16 protein-coding genes are annotated in these 18,431 nt (G+C 40.4%); 1 reads left to right on the top strand and 15 read right to left on the bottom strand.

Annotated elements, in window-relative coordinates:
- Positions 1-8: 8 nt before the first annotated feature.
- From ID165_RS08805 to ID165_RS08780, 6 genes are all read right to left on the bottom strand, one after another.
- The gene (locus ID165_RS08805) at positions 9-425 is read right to left on the bottom strand and encodes an OsmC family peroxiredoxin (RefSeq protein ID WP_192349980.1); all 417 of its coding nucleotides are present in this window, start codon (positions 423-425) and stop codon (positions 9-11) included.
- Positions 426-470: 45 nt separating this feature from the next.
- The gene (locus ID165_RS08800) at positions 471-1,367 is read right to left on the bottom strand and encodes an AraC family transcriptional regulator (protein WP_192349979.1); all 897 of its coding nucleotides are present in this window, start codon (positions 1,365-1,367) and stop codon (positions 471-473) included.
- A 58-nt stretch (positions 1,368-1,425) separates the two neighbouring features.
- Positions 1,426-2,244, bottom strand: coding sequence for an SDR family NAD(P)-dependent oxidoreductase (locus ID165_RS08795; protein WP_192349978.1), 819 nt, complete (start codon positions 2,242-2,244; stop codon positions 1,426-1,428).
- 123 nt (positions 2,245-2,367) lie between these two features.
- Positions 2,368-3,123, bottom strand: a complete 756-nt coding sequence (locus ID165_RS08790; protein WP_192349977.1) for an NADPH-dependent F420 reductase — start codon at positions 3,121-3,123, stop codon at positions 2,368-2,370.
- Between the two features lie 124 nt (positions 3,124-3,247).
- Complete coding sequence (locus tag ID165_RS08785; RefSeq protein WP_192349976.1) at positions 3,248-4,372, bottom strand: NtaA/DmoA family FMN-dependent monooxygenase; 1,125 nt, start codon at positions 4,370-4,372, stop codon at positions 3,248-3,250.
- Positions 4,369-5,388, bottom strand: a complete 1,020-nt coding sequence (locus ID165_RS08780) for an LLM class flavin-dependent oxidoreductase (protein ID WP_192349975.1) — start codon at positions 5,386-5,388, stop codon at positions 4,369-4,371. Before ID165_RS08780 ends, ID165_RS08785 begins: the two co-directional genes overlap by 4 nt.
- Before the next feature lie 149 nt (positions 5,389-5,537).
- On the opposite strand from ID165_RS08780, the gene ID165_RS08775 reads away from it, so the two are divergent.
- Complete coding sequence (locus ID165_RS08775; RefSeq protein WP_192349974.1) at positions 5,538-5,885, top strand: helix-turn-helix domain-containing protein; 348 nt, start codon at positions 5,538-5,540, stop codon at positions 5,883-5,885.
- Between the two features lie 289 nt (positions 5,886-6,174).
- Here the strand turns inward: ID165_RS08775 and ID165_RS08770 are convergent, their stop codons facing one another.
- From ID165_RS08770 to ID165_RS08735, 9 genes are all read right to left on the bottom strand, one after another.
- A complete protein-coding gene (locus tag ID165_RS08770; RefSeq protein ID WP_192349973.1) occupies positions 6,175-6,687 on the bottom strand; it encodes a DUF4943 family protein in 513 nt (170 codons plus the stop codon).
- Between the two features lie 730 nt (positions 6,688-7,417).
- On the bottom strand, positions 7,418-7,537 hold the full coding sequence (locus tag ID165_RS26690; protein WP_255505228.1) for a Fic family protein: 120 nt from the start codon (positions 7,535-7,537) through the stop codon (positions 7,418-7,420).
- A gap of 257 nt (positions 7,538-7,794) precedes the next feature.
- The gene (locus ID165_RS08760; RefSeq protein WP_192349972.1) at positions 7,795-10,350 is read right to left on the bottom strand and encodes a PKD domain-containing protein; all 2,556 of its coding nucleotides are present in this window, start codon (positions 10,348-10,350) and stop codon (positions 7,795-7,797) included.
- Positions 10,351-11,070: 720 nt separating this feature from the next.
- On the bottom strand, positions 11,071-11,919 hold the full coding sequence (locus tag ID165_RS26685) for an alpha/beta hydrolase (protein WP_225587044.1): 849 nt from the start codon (positions 11,917-11,919) through the stop codon (positions 11,071-11,073).
- Complete coding sequence (locus tag ID165_RS26680; protein WP_225587043.1) at positions 11,874-12,908, bottom strand: alpha/beta hydrolase family protein; 1,035 nt, start codon at positions 12,906-12,908, stop codon at positions 11,874-11,876. Before ID165_RS26680 ends, ID165_RS26685 begins: the two co-directional genes overlap by 46 nt.
- Positions 12,909-13,461: 553 nt before the next feature.
- Complete coding sequence (locus ID165_RS08750) at positions 13,462-13,974, bottom strand: DUF4943 family protein (protein WP_192349971.1); 513 nt, start codon at positions 13,972-13,974, stop codon at positions 13,462-13,464.
- Between the two features lie 505 nt (positions 13,975-14,479).
- The gene (locus ID165_RS26910) at positions 14,480-14,608 is read right to left on the bottom strand and encodes a hypothetical protein (RefSeq protein ID WP_255505173.1); all 129 of its coding nucleotides are present in this window, start codon (positions 14,606-14,608) and stop codon (positions 14,480-14,482) included.
- A gap of 547 nt (positions 14,609-15,155) precedes the next feature.
- Positions 15,156-15,350, bottom strand: coding sequence for a hypothetical protein (locus ID165_RS08740; protein WP_192349970.1), 195 nt, complete (start codon positions 15,348-15,350; stop codon positions 15,156-15,158).
- Positions 15,351-15,573: 223 nt separating this feature from the next.
- Complete coding sequence (locus ID165_RS08735; protein WP_192349969.1) at positions 15,574-18,102, bottom strand: hypothetical protein; 2,529 nt, start codon at positions 18,100-18,102, stop codon at positions 15,574-15,576.
- Positions 18,103-18,431 lie beyond the last annotated feature (329 nt).

The raw sequence follows: 18,431 nt of genomic DNA, 5'->3' as shown, positions 1-18,431 counted from the left end.
CTGGTTATTTAGGCTATCAAATGTGCTTCTGAACTTATTGGTATGTTCAATACTTTAGAAATTAAGCAATTTTTCTCAGCATCTTTTGTAATGATTTCAAATTCATCTGCATTAATACCAGACACAGCCCCAGAGATTGAAAGATGCATTCCTGTTATGGCAAAACCATCCATGGTCAATGTAGCTTCGGTATCCAATGATGTTGGGTTTAGTCCTTTTTCCGTTAATGCAAAACTAACCGCCATAGTAAAACATGCAGCATGTGCTGCTGCCAACAATTCTTCAGGATTTGTTCCTTTTTGATGTTCTTCAAGACGAGTTTTAAAACTGTAATTTGTCTTGTTTAGAATTTTACTTTGGGTGGTCAACTCCCCTTTACCTTCTTTTATAGTGCCAGACCAATGCGCTCTTGCTGTACGTTTCATACTTTGTGATGTTATATTTATAGGTCGTTATTGCCGCTGCTATTGCTAGTTTAAGAAGCGTCCTCTGAATTGATTAGGAGTGATACCTACTTCTTTTTTAAACAGACGGGAAAAATAAGTTGTGTTTTCAAAGCCTAGTAAATATGAAATTTCAGAAATATTTAGCTCACCTTCAGTCAATAGATTTTTTGCCTCACCTATTAAAAACAGATGGATAAGCTCTAACGCTGTCTTTCCTGTCTCTTCTTTAAGTAAATCGGTTAAATAGCGGGACGATATATTCAGTTTTTCTGCCATTAACGCCACCGTCGGCAATCCAATGTCTTTTGTTTTTCTTTCGTCAGAATTTGCAACAAGTAGTGTATTAAACTTCGTTACCGTTGAACCTGTTAGTTGCTTTCGGTTGATAAATTGTCTTTTGTAAAATCGCTGTGCATATTTAAGCATTGCGTCAAGATGACTAACGATGATGGCCTTGCTAAGCTCATCGGTATTATTGTTATATTCCTTTTCAATGCTGAAATACAAATTCCAGATGATGTCCTCTTCCGCAGGGGAAAGGTGCAATGCTTCGTTCACTTCATAATCGAAATAGCCGTACTTCTTAATTTCATGGTAAAGGGAAGTTCCCGCCAAAAAGTCTTCATGGATAAGAATTAAAAATCCCTTCTCCTCCAATTCTACATTTTTAAAGACCACTTTCTGATGGGGCTTTACAAAAGACATGGAACCACGGTCTTGGTCATATTTTGTTTTCCCATACTGCATGCTGCCCGATTTCAGCTTCTTGAATCCTATGATAAAAAATTCCGAAGAAAACTCGATTACACTATTGCCGCTGCAGCTGTCCCGCTCACCATATGCTGCGCTAAAAAGTGGGTGCTCCGGGGGCTTAATACCAAGCGCTTCATGCAGCTCGCTTATTTTTTTAAAGTGATCCATTTTTTAGCAATTGTAAAAACAGAACCCGCAAATCCGACCCCTGCTGATTAAACTTCTATTAACCATGTGCTGCCACAGAAACGTCCTGCCATGATTCCCATGTTCTAAGACGTTCTTCATAAGTGTGTTTAACCCAAGGGAAGGTAGTTTTGCCCAACAGCAACCGCAGTGGAGGATTTTCTGAATCCACCAGGCTAAGAATAGCTTGGACAGTTGCCTCAGGTTTACCGGAATCCTGGTCATTAGCGTGTTCATAAAAGTCCCTTCTTATACCTTCGTAAGCAGGTATTGATTCACTTAATGCAAGGGAATTTGTACCGAAGAAATCTGTGGAGAAACCGCCTGGCTCCAGTATGGTTACTTTAATGCCAAAACCACTTACTTCACCTGCCAGTGTTTCGGTAAGACCTTCAACGGCGAACTTAGCTGCACTGTACAGTCCCATTAGAGATACCGTATTCAAGCCCAAAGCACTTGAAAGTTGAATGATTTGCCCTGAATTTTGCTCCCGCATGATTGGAAGAACCGCTTGTATAGTCCACAATGAACCCAATACATTTGTTTCAAACTGTGCCCTAACATCTTGCTCGTTTAGTTCCTCTACAGCTCCAATGTGCCCAAAGCCAGCATTATTTATCAATACATCGATTATTCCAAAGTGGCTTTTTGCGGCTTCAATTGCTTCAAAACTTGACTTTTTATCGGTAACATCAAGTTTGAGCACCAATAAATTAGATGGAAATTCTTTTGTTAATGCTGTTAATGCATCAAGGTTACGAACTGTTGCCACTACATTATCACCACGTTTTAGGAATGCTTCTGTCCAAATTCTTCCAAATCCACGGGATGCTCCTGTTATAAAAATTGTCTTTGCCATTATTGTATTTTTTAGCTATTTGATATAGACAAAATTATGCAGCAAACAAGCGTTATAATGATACAGAAGTAGGTTATAATGAAACGTTTTAACGAAATGCTGTCCCTCTACTAATGCTATATTTTACTTTGTTTTAGGATTTTTTTCAAACAATGCTCTATTGAATTTAACAACATCGGGATGAGATGGATAGCTTGACATTGCTGAAAGTTCAACAATGGCTTTATCTCTCAAAACAGGTGCATTTTCCTTCACTCCGTCGGCAAGCGCCTGCTTAAGTTCTGCAACAGTTAATTCGGTACAATAAGCAGGAGTGCCGGGCTGGTGTCGCCAAGACTCTGTTAAATCACCCGCATCGACAATATCAAAGCCTGCGTCATTGATTAATCCGGATATTAAAACTTTAGCCTTTTCATCATCGCCGGAAATAGCCATTGCTATTCGTCCCTCTAAATTTTCAGGTTTTCCTCCATATTCAAGGCTGTGCGCCAATAGGTTATTAAACGCTTTAATTACAGGGCGCCCTAATTGTTCGGCAACCCATACACTTTCAACCTTACCGTCTTGGAGTTCCTTGATTTCCTCATCACGAAATGGATAGTAATTGGAGGTGTCCACCACAATGACATCTTCCGAAACACCGGCAAACAACAATTTGGACAGGTTGGGAATAGCTAAAGTGGGAACGGATAATATTACAACATCTACATCCTTTGCAATAGCATCTGCGGTTGAGGGTGTTGCACCTAACTCATCCGCACGTAACTTTAATTTTTCAGACTTATTTGTGTTATGCACCTTTACATTATGTCCTGCTGTGATCAATTTTTTTGCAATAGTACCGCCGATTGCTCCTGTACCGATTATTCCTATTTTCATTTTTTTATATAATTAACGTTATAAATTTTATTGTTGAGTGTTTCACATACCGGAAATACCTTTTTTGGGCTTCCCAAAGCAGAGAAAGTGAATTATGAACCTAGCTCCGGGACTGTTTGGAACCTTAAATTTTTCTGAAAGCCGGCTTGGGCAATTCCAAATTGCCCCTAAGTGTATCTGATTCATATTCCGTTCGGAATATTCCTCGTTCCTGCAAAATAGGTACGACTAACTCTATAAAATCCCTCAAGCCATGGGGGTGGTCCTGACGGAGAATCAGCATATCAATTGCTCCCTGATCATACCATTGCTGCACCTGATCGGCAACCTTCTCGGCTGAACCAAAAAATAAAGGACGGGAGAGGCTGTTATTGGGAATTAACCGTAGCAATTCCATGTATTTTTCCCGGGCTTCCTGTTCGGTTCTGCCAACGATTGGATTCTGTGAAACCGACACGATAAAATCTTCCGGTTTCCTGCCTTTTAGGACTAATTGTCGTCTTAATTCGGTAGCAATTGCCACTGTTTCCTCCAATGTACTGCCATGGGTAAATACACCGTCTGTATAGCTGGTGGCATGATCGATAAACTTTGCAGACATACCTGCTGTATACAGCACCGGCCTCCCCTGAACGGAACGGCTAAGATTTAGTGGCCCTTCAACCGAAAAATATTCTCCGCGGTAATTCACCTTATGCATTTTTAGTGGATTTAAGAATATCCCATTTTTCTTATCCCGGATAAAAGCATCATCCTCATAGGTGTCCCACAATCCCAACACGATTTCCATAAATTCCTTATTCATGGGATACTGGTCTGACTTTCTGAGGTGACCTCGGCTGAAATTGACCATTCCTCCCGGGTTGGAAGTAATGGCATTTAAGGAGGCTCGGCCTTTACTTATTTTATCCAATGAAAGGATTTGCCGGGCAACAGAATAAGGATCGGCATAGGATGTCGAAACAGTAGCCGAAAGTCCTATGTTTTTTGTATGCATACTGAGGGCAGACATAATGGAAACACCTTCGAACATACTCAGGTAATGTGGGATGTTTCCGGGGCCTACATGGCTTACATCGACCAAAAAGAGCGTATCAAACTTTGCTGATTCTGCCAGCTTAGCCTGTTGGATATAAAAATCGATGTTTTCACCGGCATCAGCCGGCATATCGGGATACTGCCAGCCCACAAAATTCCAACCTGGACCATCAATATTGGCCGCAAGCTTTAACTTCTTTTTATGCTTCATTGCTTAGTTTCTCCATTTATTTCCATCATGATTTCTCCGAATAATTCAACAGATTTTATCCGGTCTTCAAATGCGTACAGAGTGGAGACCGCTATAAGCTCATTTGCCTGAGTTTCGGCAAGAAATTCTTGAACCTGCTTTTTTACAGTTTGCTTACTACCCACAAAGGAATATTTGAGCATCTGTTGTAAAGAAGGATGTTGCCACATGCCCTTCAATTCAGAAGTCATTTCCGTAGGTGGGTGCAATGCATCCTTGGATCCGGTTAATACCCCGAAAAACATTTGTATCAATGTGGTAAACAGTTTCTCTGCTTCCTGATCTGTATCAGCAACAATAATATTTACCCCTGCTAGAGTATACGGGCGTTTTAGAAACTCAGACGGCTGAAACTCCTGCTGATAAATGCTTAAAGCATGAAATAAATGTGTGGATGCAAAGTGGCTGGCAAAAGCATAAGGCAATCCCTTTTTTGCCGCAAGATGCGCACTGTCCGTACTGGATCCCAGAATGTAAAGCGGCACATCGGTACCTTCCGCAATGGTTGCCCGCACTTTGGAATTTTTATTTTCACCGGAAAAGTATTTTTGAATCTTGTCTATTTCCTGTGGAAATGAGTGTGCCGCCTCCATGAAATCAGACCGTATAGCACGTGCAGTTTGAGGATCTGTACCTGGAGCTCTTCCAAGACCTAAATCAATCCGGTTGGGATATAAATGAGCCAAGGTTCCAAACTGCTCTGCGATAATTAGGGGTGAATGGTTGGGCAGCATAACTCCACCTGAGCCTACCCTGATGGTTTTGGTGTTTTCTGCCACATAACCGATGAGGATGGAAGTGGCACTGCTGCCGATATGGTCTGCATTATGATGCTCGGCAAACCAATACCGGGTATAATTTGACGATTCAGCTTTTATCGCCAATGCCAACGAATTATTCAGCGTCTCTTTGATCGTACCTCCTTGGGGGACGAGCGCAAGCTCTAAAATCGAATAGGTTATTTTTTGTGGATTCATATCTCTGGACAACTGATTTAGTGTTTGGATAATGACTAGTTCTACTTTGATTGGTATCTGAATAAAAATAGAGTTGCAAAGTTACCGATTTATACTTTCCTTTGTATAGTGCTTTCCCAAAGGAAAGTGAGATTGTTGAATTTGCAAGTATGGCACAAAAGAAAATGCATTGTGATTGCCTGAACACGGTGAAGCCGGTAAGGGATGCCCTTGATGTAATCAGTGGTAAATGGAAATTGCCCATTATTATTTCTTTGGGAGTTGGTAACGAGCGATTTACCGACATACAGGAAAGTATTCCGGGGATTACTCCCAAAGTATTGGCCAAGGAACTGAAAGACCTGGAGCAGCATAAATTAATCAAGCGTACCGTCTTGGATGAGTACCCGGTTAAGATTTCTTATACGTTAGAGCCTTACGCAGATACGTTAACCCCTATAATATATTCGCTTAAAGACTGGGGGCTAAACCACTGGAAAGTTGTAACAGGGGTTTGATTTTGACATGTTCTTTCCGAGAGCTAATAGAAAACGTAAATGTATCTTTTGATAGTGTCTTTGCTTCCAAGTAGGAGGGCAGTATTCAGCTGGTTAATGAAAGAGAAGCTAATTCCACAAAAATTAAAGTAGCTTGCTTTTAGGTGAACTATAAGAATTACATACTGGAATTATAGATGCCTAAGAAAAGTATAATGTTTTTAATAACAAAAAGGGAAGTTAATGTCGCCAACGGCGACATAATTTCTAAAACACTTTCTATAGTTAGCTATTTGTGCGATTGGGAAAATCAATGCCAGCGATATTCTGTATCAGCTAGAGGATCTATTTCATCAAATTCCGTAAAGTCCTTATTCTTATTACTTTCCCACCACTCAAAGTATGAATCAGCAACTTCTTGCTGAAGCTGGGCGGTCTGTTCTAAATATTCAAGATCAACCCGATTTTTCACAAATGGATTTAAGGACGGAAATGTCCTGGTCAGCAATTCGCTCCCTATTGACCTTGCCCTAATGGATTCAACTGTCCATAAAATATACATGCCCAAAGAACATTCGGGGAACCAAGCTGATGAAAGAGCATTTATTGGATAATCAGAAATTATTTCAGTTTCATTTCGATACGATAAAAGTTTAGGGATGTCTTTTGAGTTGAAATCCGGAAGTTCCCAATGGTCGTAATCTCCTGCTTTCAATAGGTTGACGTAACGTTCCACGTCCATTTTTGGAGGCTCTGATTTGTCCTCACAACCAAGGAAAATCAATAGTAAAAAGATTGAAATAGGAAGTCGTATAGCTTTCATTACTTATTAATTAAAAATTCACAGTAGTCTTACTTTAAAAGTAGTTGATTTTTAGTTCTTTAGAAAGTTATTCTGGAATTTTCCGGTCCTCTTAAAGACCCTTAAAAAATCACGAAAATACCATGCCTAATTATGCTTTCTAACAAACTACTTAAAAACGATAAGTCCTATAACTATCTTAATTAGAGGGTTTTATTTATATTCACTTATAGTTGTTTATAGGGTTCTATTTTCCGATGCAGAAAGTACAGCTATTTGTTAGTCAGTATGTTAACGTTATTTCGGTACAAATTCGGTACAAAAAAACCATGTGATTTGATTTTTTAGGCTTATTCTAATTTTAAATTTAATTTTTATAAGATGATCAGGTCTAAAAATTTACTTTCAGAACTATACAGTTTTCATTACTCAAATTCAACTACACTTCTCAGATTTAAAAATTAGGTTCTTTTCATGAAAAATGGGTAGAATTGATTTTCTAAAAAATTCTTATGAATCTGATTTTAGAATTTTGCCATTAAGTGCGGTTCCTATTCAACACACTAATCACCAATTTCTTTACCGTGTCCATTTTCCCGTCTTTCGTCGGGACAGGCTCTCTGGTTTATTTGATGCAATGAAAAGCCTTAAGCTGGCTAGAGCATCATTGCTAATGATCTTTATTCTTTCACTGTTATTCAATAGATCATTCGACTGCAAAAAGAGAAGAAATGCCCATGAGAAAAGCTTCTCACACAAGAGGATGATTACACAGGGCATTCCATCTGACCGCTGAAAAACAAATTATAATCAGATGAAAACAAGCTGCAGCAATTCGTTTGTTACCATCTACGAAACCATGATTCTTCACAATCAAGTAGAGTAGGGTTGCTGCTTTTCTTCCAGACTAGTATAGAAGTGCTCTCAACGAAGCTTTTACTGATTTTTGCTATTACACTTTCGAAGCTTCCATCTCTTTCTTTTGCAATTTCAGTTCACCTACTTATATCCAGATTGCTAAAGAAAATATGCCTGTGCCCATTATCAGTATCAACCCCGCCTGCGGCAGGCAGGTGTATTCTATTTGGCAAGTTTACCCTTATAGAAAAATCGTGCATTTTGGCAACTTTAGCGAATAAGTACAAAAGTGCCTTTTTTCTCCTCGCGCTGTGTTTTTTTATCCAGAGTGTAATAATATTTGACCATATAGACATAAGATCCAATGGGAGCCTCTTTCCCGTTTATACTGCCGTCCCAGCCAGTATCCCCGTAATAAACCAGTGCTCCCCAACGGTCATATATCCATAGTTCAAAACTGACCTCGCAATGGGATACGCCTTCATAAATCCCCGGAGCTTGCCTGGGGTCGAAGCCGGTTGGCATCCTGATTATGGGAACGGTTTCGCTCACCTCAATGGCTTTGATGACCTGGCTGCACCCTTTTTGGTTCCTGATCGTGACCGAGTAAAATCCTGCTGATAAATTTTCTGCGATTGGGCCATCTAAGTTGGGATCATGCTGCCATTCATAGGTATAAGGACTGTGGTCTCCAAGTAGTTTAAGTTCGATTGTCCCAGAGGATTCGCTGGCGCAGGCTACGTTTGTAACCTGCACATTGGCCAATGGCTCAGCCACGTTGATGTTGATTTCAGTAGATATACCCACACAAGAAGGATTTTCTGTGCCATAAACGGTGTAGCTAATTGTGGCTTGTATTCCGGGTTGATCCCAAATTACTTGGATTTCATGGCTTCCCTGTCCTGAAACAAGTTTACCCCCGGTAACCGTCCATTCATACGCTCTTCCCTGTACGTGGGCTTCAACGCTGTAAGTGTGGGCCAGTCCAGGGTCAAAACACACTTCTTCCGGACCAATTGGTCTTAGTGCCTGAAGATCGGAGTCAATCTTCACTTCCAATTCAACTGGGCGGCCCGGGCAGCCATTTTCAGTATAGGGTGTCATGATGAGCTTTGAGTCGGGATTGGTTGGACCCCACCTGACCAAGACAGAGTCTAAGTAGCTTTCCAGGATTTCCCCTCCAATAGCTTCAAATTTAGTGTCGGTGATATCCTGCTTGTCCACCAACCGGTACATTACTTCTTCGGTAAAGGGACATACAGTTGTCTGCCCGACCAATTCGGCTTCTGGATTCATTACTTCCACTTCAAATGTGGCCTCATTCCCGTCTTCACAGGAACCGGTGGATGCGGTGACACTGATCATATACTTGCCAGGCTTGGTAAAAGTATGAGAGGCATGTTGACCTGTTTGGGAGGGACTACCGTCTCCAAAGTCCCATACAAAATACGTAAAATCGGAAGTGCCGGTACTGATACTCCATGCCCCTTCCTGATCAAGACAGGCCACTTTGTCGCCATTTACTTCAAATTCGTATTCTGATTGGATATCGATGTCCAGATTACCCAATGCTGCCCCGGCAGCATAGCCATAAGACTCCCGGAATCCAAAACCATAAACATATGCGGCAAAGCCATCCGGGTTGGTCAAATGGTGCACACCTCCTGATATCCTGATCCTGGCAATCTGAAAATCGGTATCGCCAGGCAATGGTTCAAAAAATCCTCCGATGTTGTCGCCATCCAGAGCCGTCTTGTGCTGTGTACCGGCTTCCACTACAATGTTGACATAATGGTTGCTAATGTTAGCCATTTGGAAGGAATTGAAAACCAGGTCTTTTAGAAATTGCTCAATCGGACTGTAGGTGATCATAAAAGGATCCCCGATGTCAGAAAGTCCCGGAATATTACTATCGTTACATCCTACACCTCTCGAAAACACGGTGACAGATGAGGGCTTGGATGTTTCAATTTTTCCCGATTCGTCCGCACGGAAATTGATTGTCAGAAATTGCCCCTTCTGAATGGTCCCTTGAGGTATTCCATTAAGACTGACTTCAGTGTCGTCCTCCGAAGCCAGTACTTTAACCAACTCTCCTGAAGTCCTCTCTTGCAATGCGATATGTACGAAGTGTTTTCCCCAGGAGCTGACCGGATAGGCTTGCTGGAAAAGATTGTCACATGCCTCACAATCTCCCACCCAAGTACACATGCTTCCTCCAAATACAGCAATTTTTTTACAGTCGTTCTCATTATCATCTACTATCCGTACCCTGGAACCTGTCAAATCTTTATCTGCTTTGATCTGGTAACTCTGCCCACGGTTAAGTACAATAATAGACGGCACCCCGGCCCTGTTGCCGCTGACCGAATTCACGGAAGTGGTGATTTCTATTTTGGTATTGTCCTCTGAGGCCACCACCAGTAAGGTACTGGGAAATGGACTGACTTCCTGATGCGAGGTGATGTAATAATCTTTTCCCAAACCCCCAACAGGCAAAACCACTGTACCATCAGTAGTTCTGAACATTTCGTTGAAAGCATGGACCGCAATTTTTCCGGTTGCTTTGATAAAAATACCTTTGTTTTCCACCTTCCCTGAAGTTCTGTGGACCAGGTTAAGATTACCTGAATTCACCCGGAATTCATACTGTTGGCCTGTATTCAAATCAAACGACGATGAGCGACCGAGGTATTCTATCACCCCTGAAGTCTTTTCATTAGCTGTTATGATTAGGACAACGTCACTGTAACGACCATCTTCCATATCAAGATTCTCCATGAATCCGACCCAAAATTCCGTACCAATAGTCGAATTCTGCCCCATGGCCATCTGCCACGAGCTGATAAACAACAGAAGCGAAAGAAAATATCTACAGGGCATTACCGTATAGACGATATATAGTGGATAGACTCCAAGTAATTATACCCGGAAAGCAAATTAATGCCAGGATGTGGCAAGGGACGCATGATCCTTATTTCCATTTAGCAACACGTTACTGCATGCCGGGAATCATATTTTCGAAGAAAAATCGGTGCCGGAAGGAATCTTAGTTTAGTCCTTCACTCCAGCGGTCATTATCTTGGTATTTGAGTCGCCGATATCAATGTATAGACAAATTAACTTACTGTTGACCGTGAAGTTTCGGTAATCATTGGCACTCGCATGCAATGGTTACCATAATTATTCGGTTTTATAAAACCAAAGATAATAAGTCCAATAAATTTTTAAACTAAAATCACTATAAAAATAATCAGAAACAGTTATCTGTCCTTTTTCCTTGTGTGCCATAGTCTTGGGTTTTAGAATTCTTTTTTACTTGACTTTTCCAATCAATTACGATTCCTATTCAAAACACCAATCACCAATTTCTTCACCGTATCCATTTTCCCGTCATGCGTCGGGACAGGTTTTCCGGCTTGCTGGATGCTATGAAAAGCGTTAAGCTGGCAAGTGCATCATTGCTAATGATTGAGATTTCCTCTTTATTATGCAGTAGATCATTCGACTGTAAAAAGAGAAGAAATGCCCATGAATCCCTTTAGCTTAATCCATGTTTTTCTTTTCTATTACCCAGCCTGCAGATTTCGCCAATGTCGGAGAATTGCCTGTGAAAAGCTTTCCTGCTTCCACATCTCCTTTAAGTTGCCATTGATACCAGTTCAGAGCTACCCGGGCAAACTCTCCGCCATGTGGCTGTCCATAGGTGCCCCCATGTCCCACATCCAGATTGCCCACAAATACAGGAATATGATTGATACGGCTAAAATCATCCATTCCATTTCCATAAGCGATGTCTGATTCTCCGCCCAGCAAATAGAGGGTAGGAACTTTGATTCTTTGCAATTGTTCCTTGCTGACTTTTGGCATGCCAGCCATTCCACCTCCGGGATTCCCCAATACGCCACTGTTGAATATGCCAACTGTGGTGATTCTGGGATCATCGGCGACTTCAATAGTCTGCAGGCCTCCGCAAGACATACCGCTCACTGCAATGTGGTCGGTGTCGATCTTTTGATAATAGGGGCTGTTGGGATCATTATTTTGTGCAATGGCCCAATCTATTGCATCCAGTAGTTTTTGCGACTTGGAACGAATATCGGTCTGTTTGGGCATCGTACCGATTGCGACGACAAGAAAACCATGGGAAGCTATTTCATTCAGGAAGTTGACATGCTCCCAAGGGGAATCGTAGCAGGCACCATTGCCCCAAGCAATAATAGGAAGCTTGTGTACTCCGCCAAAAGCCTCGATGTTCTGGGGCCTAAAGATTGTATGCGTGGGCAGGCTGGTCTCCGAAGTCATCAATGCAGGATACTGACCCGTACCTCCATTTTCGATGATTTCGCTTACAGTGCTTTTCTGAAAAACAAGGTGTTCTGAAAAGAAAGGCAAGGCTTTGCTCTTTCAATGCGTTCCGCGATCCGGTTGAGGTGGTCTCCTTCGTAGCTTTCATAAAGGTGCTCAATCCGGTAAGCATCCAATACCTCGTGCAGCTTTTTGGTGGCCGCGCTGATACCTCTATCGGCTGTGCCGGCATCTATTCCTATGGCTTTTAGCCTTTTCAGGTTGGGGATATATTGATCAATAGTAGTGAGTGTCCGGCTTGCGATGATCTTATTGATAATTTCCTGTCTGGGCGCCCCGTCCTTTGGGGGTAGGTCCAGATAGAAGGGAGGATTTTGGGGATTTGGTGCAAAGGCAGCCGAAGTAGCGAGGGCCGCTATCTCAGAAAATGATGCATCCTGCAGCTGATCAGGAGTGATTTTTTCCAACTTTGAGATCATCTCAGGATTGGTCGATGCTCCGCCGTCCATACAGCATGGGCTTAAGGCGTAGATGGCAGAATAAACATCAGGATTTTTCATACCTAGACGAAGTGTGCCATAGCCGCCCATAGAATGTCCGGCAAGACCTCTACTGTCCTTATTGGCTAGTGTCCGGTACTTAGAATCTATGTAACTCACTAGCTCTTTGGTGACAAAGGTTTCCCAGTCGCCTATGGTGGCTGAACTTGCATACATGCTCCCTTTGAACTTATTGTAAGCATTGGGCATCACCACAATCATCTCTTTGGAACTTCCGGTGGAGAGAGACTGCTCGATTACATCCTGAAGGTTGATCCAGTGATCTTCCCATCCAAACCACTGGGAATCCGTATCGGTAAATCCATGAAGCATGTAGAGCACAGGGAAGTTTCTGTCAGGCTCGGTTTGATAAGAAGGCGGGAGATAGACTGTCACATCTCGGTCTGCAGGATCACCAATCAGGTTGCCTTCTAGTGCGCTGCTATGTACTTTGACTCGCTCCTTGGTTCCTTGTTGTGCCTGGGAGACAGTCAATCCAAGGCATAGGAGTAGGGTAAGTAGAAAAGTTTTTTTCATAGGTTAATGGGTTTAGGTCTTTTGTAAAAATAGGTCAAAGTGACAAGTTGTCCAACCTCTCCGGATAAGAATAAGGGTCAATTAGTAAGAAGGAATATTGAATAAGTCGTATTGCAACTCCTACAATAGTATATTAGGTTTTATGTATGAAAAATAGGTACTACGCTTTAATGAGAAATTTCCAATTAATATAAATCTCGTTGGTACCGAGGGGCTGCCGAAAAATTTGCTATAACTACTTCCATTACCAAACCAAAATTATCTCAGGGACAGGTATCAATACATGGCCAAACCTGCTCAATACCTGGTTCACCTTTGATAAATTTAGTTTTTCTTTCCCTTGCTCGATCTTTCTGACTATAAAATAAGTGCTACACGGGCTTTGTCCGCAAATTTTCTTGGGTTAAGTTAAGCGTGGTTGCTTTCGTCTGGTTTTCCCAAAGTTTGCTATTTGATTTATTTGTATATAAATGCAAGTAAAAGATTGTATTTGCATCCTTTTACGGATAAAAATAAATTCAATTTGTTTTTATATGCTCTTTTGGATAAAGTATCAATGCCAGCGATATTCTGTACCGGCTAAAGGATCTATTTTATCAAATTCTTTAAAATCCTTATTCTTATTACTTTCCCACCATTCAAAGTATGAATCAGCAACTTCTTGCTGAAGCTGGGCGGTCTGTTCTAAATATTCAAGATCAACCCGATTTTTCACAAATGGATTTTGGGAAGGGAATGTGCCAATCAGGAACTCACTTCCAATTGACCTTGCCCTAATGGATTCAACTGTCCATAAAATATACATGCCCAAAGAACATTCGGGGAACCAGGCTGATGAAATTCCATTTATTGGATAATCAGAAATTATTTCAGTTTCATTTCTATACGATAAAAGTTTAGGAATGTCATTGGAGTTGAAATCTGGAAGTTCCCAATCGTCGTAATCTCCAGCTTTCAATAGTTTGACATAACGTTCCACATCCATTTTTGGAGGCTCTGATTTGTCCTCACAACCAAAGAAAGCCAAAAGGAAAACCAGTGAAATAGAAAATCGAAGTGCTCTCATTACTTAATTTTTAAAAATCAGAAATTATCTTTCTTTAAAAATAGTTGATTTTTAGTTCTTTAGAAAATTATTCAGGAATTTTTCGGCCTATCAAAGGGCAGTAAAAATTGTGGAAATAACTTTTTACGTCGGCTTTAGAAAGAGTTTTAAAAAGGCTTCGTGATTAAATTTCGATCTTAGGCTGCTTATCACTACCGATCTAAGGCTCGTTAAATCAATTATTGACAATTATTGATTGATATTTTGATAATCTCTCTAATTTCTCCTGTGTGCTCCTTTTAATTTTTCACTAAGGAAATCTCTGTTTACCAATGAGGAAAAGTACTTTTCTGCTTATAATTCAACAAAATTGCTAATCCATATAAATAAATATGATTAGGTCTTCTTCCGTTTCACGGGCTCACGGGCGAGTGAAAAGGTCATTGGGCTTTTTGAGCGCGTCTTTTGGCTTCTTCTAAAATCTCAGCCATGGATTTGGGAGATAGCCCGCTTTCCTCACCTTTAATTAGCTCAGTTCGGACAATTTCTTTACCTGCATTCCTTTCAGCCTTCCAGAATAGGTTTCTCTTTTGTTTCCCAGATGTTTAGCCCACTCTCCGGAAACAGCTAAATGCCCTCTTTTTTTGTGCGCCATCATTTTAGGTTAGATCCTTTCTGGTTGCTTCGGTTAAATTTCTTTTAGGCCAGAGCCGTTTCGCATTCACTTTGTATTCTCAAGCATATATCTGGGCTTACATTAAAAATAGACTGAATTCTAATTACCATAGTTGTCGTGATGCCCACTTTTTACATCACAATTTGTGATGCTTTAATTTTGATATTTGTAAGAGTTCCGTAACCTATACAGATTTCAACTTTCTTAGTTTTCACAATCTCATCGGAAAAAAATTCCAGAGATGAATGTATAGTACTTTCATTGTAAAATCTACAATCGTTTTATATGGTTCTTTAGGTAATGTAACACAGAATAATCAAAGCCAGTAGGTATGCCCCCAAGATGAAGTTTGCCGGTAGTAGCTGTTTTGTGTCCTGCCTATTGGAGGATTTTTGTATAAGATAGCAGGGCAAAATCGAAATTGGAGCCAATAGTATTGCCAATAACCCCTTTTTGGTGGCTATATTTTCCTGTAAGGATAGTTGATCTTGAAGGTCCACAAATAAAGTTGGTTACAAAGCAGTTGTTAAAGTATTCCCGCTTCTGCTATCCGATCAATAGAGGTAGGAGCCAGTTCTGCCATAATTCCACTATGGGTGCTTATTGCCTGATAAGCATGGTCGTCACTCATACTAAAAATGATATTGGTTTTTTCAGAAGTTAATGTCTTCTTCTTCGTAACCACGATCAAGTGTTGAGTAAATACGTTAAGCGGCTTCATTATTTGATTTTTGAAATTTCAATCAGTATTTTTTATTGAAAAAAGGAAGGTATGGATATGTTTTATTCTAAGAAAAATTGATTCACTATCTTACCCATTGTAACTGTTATTGTTTTACTAAAATAACCTCTTAGTGAGGTACTTGATGTTATATTTGAGTATTGTAACCTTAATGTTTTTTTAATGCTTGCACCTATCACTCTTGCCAAATTGTCATATAAGCTCAGATTTTCCCTTTCTCTACTAACTCATTGAATTCTACCTCGTAGGGTTGTCCTAGCAGATTTGAGTAGTCTTTGCAGAATTGGTTGTAAGCTGCTAAAGCCTGTCCTTTCTTGCCAAGTTTGAAAAGTGAGAAACATTTCATCTTCAAAGCCTCATCATTTAAAGGATCTAATTTTAAGATCGAATCTGAAATCATTGCGATCTGCTGATGATCTTGGGTGCGATGAATCATAATCATCAAAGCATCTAAAAGCTGAGCGGTGAACTCAGATTTGAACTGGTCCATCCATTCCGCTTGTACACTTGGACAGATGTTTCCTTCAGCTGAATTTCTTATTAATCGATCTGCTTCGGATTTAGTAAGTTTTATGTTGGATTTTAGTTTCTGGATTAATTGTAGGGAATCCAAGACATCTGAATAGACGGTTTGGTTATGTTCTATTTTCCAAAAAGTATTATCATGTGTCAGGTGCAGGTTTGGAGATACTTTTTCAAGGATTAATCGAATCTTACTAATATTGACATTTCGGTTATTTCTGGCACTGGTGGCCGATTTATCGCTCCATAATAACTCTGTCAGCAATTCTGATGATATGCCTTTTTTGTCCAGAATGCTTGAAAGATAGATCAACAGGAAAAGTTGTTTGATAGTAGGTGTGAACTGGCCAGTGATGTCTGATCCACAACTGTCATAGATCTGTAATCCGCCCATTAGGATTATGGATGCGGTTTTATTTGCAGGTACACCGTGCAATTCAGTGGTAGGGGATAATTGTTTATCGTCGGTAGAATCAATTGGATTAGGTTGTTTTCTATATTTTCTATAAGCTATAATGCCTGCAATGAAAAGGCCTGCAACAATAAAAATATAAAGTAGCCTAGTTTTTCCAGTACCTCTTTTAGCAATTTGAGTGGCTCCGCTTTTTAACAGAGGAGGGAAGGCGTGTTGGAATATTTCAACCAAGCTATCCGTTTGGGTTATTGCAATGAGGCTTGACTTCGAGGTGTTTAAAAATAAACCTGCCCAGCTTTTGGTGTCAAGAAAATTGTATGGAATAGAGTCCTCATACACTCTGAATTCCTCTTTTGAAATGCCAATCTCAGCGAGCTGCAGATGCGTATTGTAGTTGATGTTATTATATATTAGCGTATAGAAGCTTGATTTATCTTTCGTTAAAATGGCGTTTGCTACGGGAGTAAAAGGCGGGATGTTATCCTGTAGTTCACGGATCTTGTCTATGTTTTTGCTTTGAAGATCCAGAGAATAAAGATCATAATAATGCCGGGGGTTTATTCCTTGATTTCCGGAAGGACTTCCATACCCGCCAAAAAACAAAACTTTTTGATCATCTATCCAGCCCATAGTACTTAGATATCTGGGCGGAACTTGACTGGATTTGTTAATAGAATCCCATGTGGTGGCGCCATCTTTCAATGTCATCAAGTTTGACTTATAGGTATAATGCCCATAGCCTCCGAAAGTCATAATTTCGTTCTCTGGAGCATTATACAGACGGATATGATGCCATAAATCGGGCTCAGGGCAGGTGTCAGGGGCTGCTGTCCATTTGAATGTTTTAAGATCCAGCTTATTGATGACTACCGTATCAAAAGAGTATGACCATATTTCCTTGGTCAGGGGATTATATACCAGATTATTATCCTGGCAGGGGTAGGGTTTTCCGAATTGGTAGGAAAATGTAGATATCTCCCCGCTTGTGGTATTGTATAACTTCAATTGGTCCAACCCCACAATAAAGATAGAATCAGAAGTCGGAGTGCTAGTAATACCCAGGATTCCGGGCATTACTATCCTTTGGCTTTTACGCCAATGGATATGCTTGTCTATCTCCCAGTTTGCAAATTTTACTTGAGCTTCATAAGCTTTTACTTCATCGTACACCAGGCCATCCCCATGTTTTTTTAACTCCCAGTTTCTTAACATGACATCTGCGTCATGTATTCTAATGTTTTTCAGAGTCATCGGACACACATCACTATTGAGCATTTCAGGGACTTTACTCGCTCCAAAAACAAGCTGAAAATCTTTCACATTAGTGAAGTCCTTAAGGGTTGTTTTTTTCTCAATCCCATTCATGCTTAATGAGAATTCCCCTGAAACCGGAGTATAGACCAGTTTTATTTTTACCCACTCGTTGTAAATAACTCCTCCAAGATCTTCCCAATAAAAGGACACTACAGATTGGTCGCCTACTACTAGCCAAAAATTTTCTTTTTCGGAAGCCAAATTGGAAACCAGGTCTATAGGAACGGACTCCTTGCCGAGCATTTTAAAAATATAGCCGTAGTAGCCATCACCCGGTCTGAATCGAATGTCAAAATCCAAAATGAGTTTTTCTTTGATAGACAGCAGTTCATTCGGTGTTAAGTCTAAAGAAGTTCTTTCATCCTGAATTACCTCATGGGAATTAAAGTGCAGCCCTGAATTCAATCCGTTCTGTGCATTGGCTCCTATCCATAGAAGCTGGCTTAAAAGGAAAAGTAAAAGGAACTTGATTTTGCTCACGTACATTTATGCTTTTAATCTATCTCCTTTTGGAGAAATTCGGGTTATTGTCTTTACAGTGTTACACCAATATAAACCTAGAAAAGAATTTTAGTGTGAGCTATTATTTGACCTTGGATTTTTGAGTGTTTTTAGCTGATAGCTATACACCACAGACTAAAAACTAGGCTTAATAATTTTTGGCAGCGGAATTTCTACGGTTCCAAATAGAGATATTATTGCCAGACTTTTAATTTTTTTTTGAGTTTGTTCAGTTTTTTTTTTGGCTTTTAAGCGATTATTAATTCCAAATTAATTGCTCTGTGCTTCATTTAGGACAGTTTTTGATC

The sequence above is a fragment of the Algoriphagus sp. Y33 genome (assembly GCF_014838715.1).
In the GTDB taxonomy this organism is placed as follows: domain Bacteria; phylum Bacteroidota; class Bacteroidia; order Cytophagales; family Cyclobacteriaceae; genus Algoriphagus.
This window is presented reverse-complemented; position numbering and strand designations above follow the sequence as displayed.

Bases quoted from the DNA above. Each gene is read 5' to 3' on its own strand.
- ID165_RS08740 (WP_192349970.1), bottom strand. From the start codon at position 15,350: ATGAAGCCGCTTAACGTATTTACTCAACACTTGATCGTGGTTACGAAG.
- ID165_RS08785 (WP_192349976.1), bottom strand. From the start codon at position 4,372: ATGAAGCATAAAAAGAAGTTAAAGCTTGCGGCCAATATTGATGGTCCA.
- ID165_RS08750 (WP_192349971.1), bottom strand. From the start codon at position 13,974: ATGAGAGCACTTCGATTTTCTATTTCACTGGTTTTCCTTTTGGCTTTC.
- ID165_RS08805 (WP_192349980.1), bottom strand. From the start codon at position 425: ATGAAACGTACAGCAAGAGCGCATTGGTCTGGCACTATAAAAGAAGGT.
- ID165_RS08795 (WP_192349978.1), bottom strand. From the start codon at position 2,244: ATGGCAAAGACAATTTTTATAACAGGAGCATCCCGTGGATTTGGAAGA.
- ID165_RS08775 (WP_192349974.1), top strand. From the start codon at position 5,538: ATGGCACAAAAGAAAATGCATTGTGATTGCCTGAACACGGTGAAGCCG.
- ID165_RS08760 (WP_192349972.1), bottom strand. From the start codon at position 10,350: ATGGGGCAGAATTCGACTATTGGTACGGAATTTTGGGTCGGATTCATG.
- ID165_RS08790 (WP_192349977.1), bottom strand. From the start codon at position 3,123: ATGAAAATAGGAATAATCGGTACAGGAGCAATCGGCGGTACTATTGCA.
- ID165_RS08800 (WP_192349979.1), bottom strand. From the start codon at position 1,367: ATGGATCACTTTAAAAAAATAAGCGAGCTGCATGAAGCGCTTGGTATT.
- ID165_RS26910 (WP_255505173.1), bottom strand. From the start codon at position 14,608: ATGGCGCACAAAAAAAGAGGGCATTTAGCTGTTTCCGGAGAGTGGGCT.
- ID165_RS08770 (WP_192349973.1), bottom strand. From the start codon at position 6,687: ATGAAAGCTATACGACTTCCTATTTCAATCTTTTTACTATTGATTTTC.
- ID165_RS08780 (WP_192349975.1), bottom strand. From the start codon at position 5,388: ATGAATCCACAAAAAATAACCTATTCGATTTTAGAGCTTGCGCTCGTC.
- ID165_RS26680 (WP_225587043.1), bottom strand. From the start codon at position 12,908: ATGAAAAAAACTTTTCTACTTACCCTACTCCTATGCCTTGGATTGACT.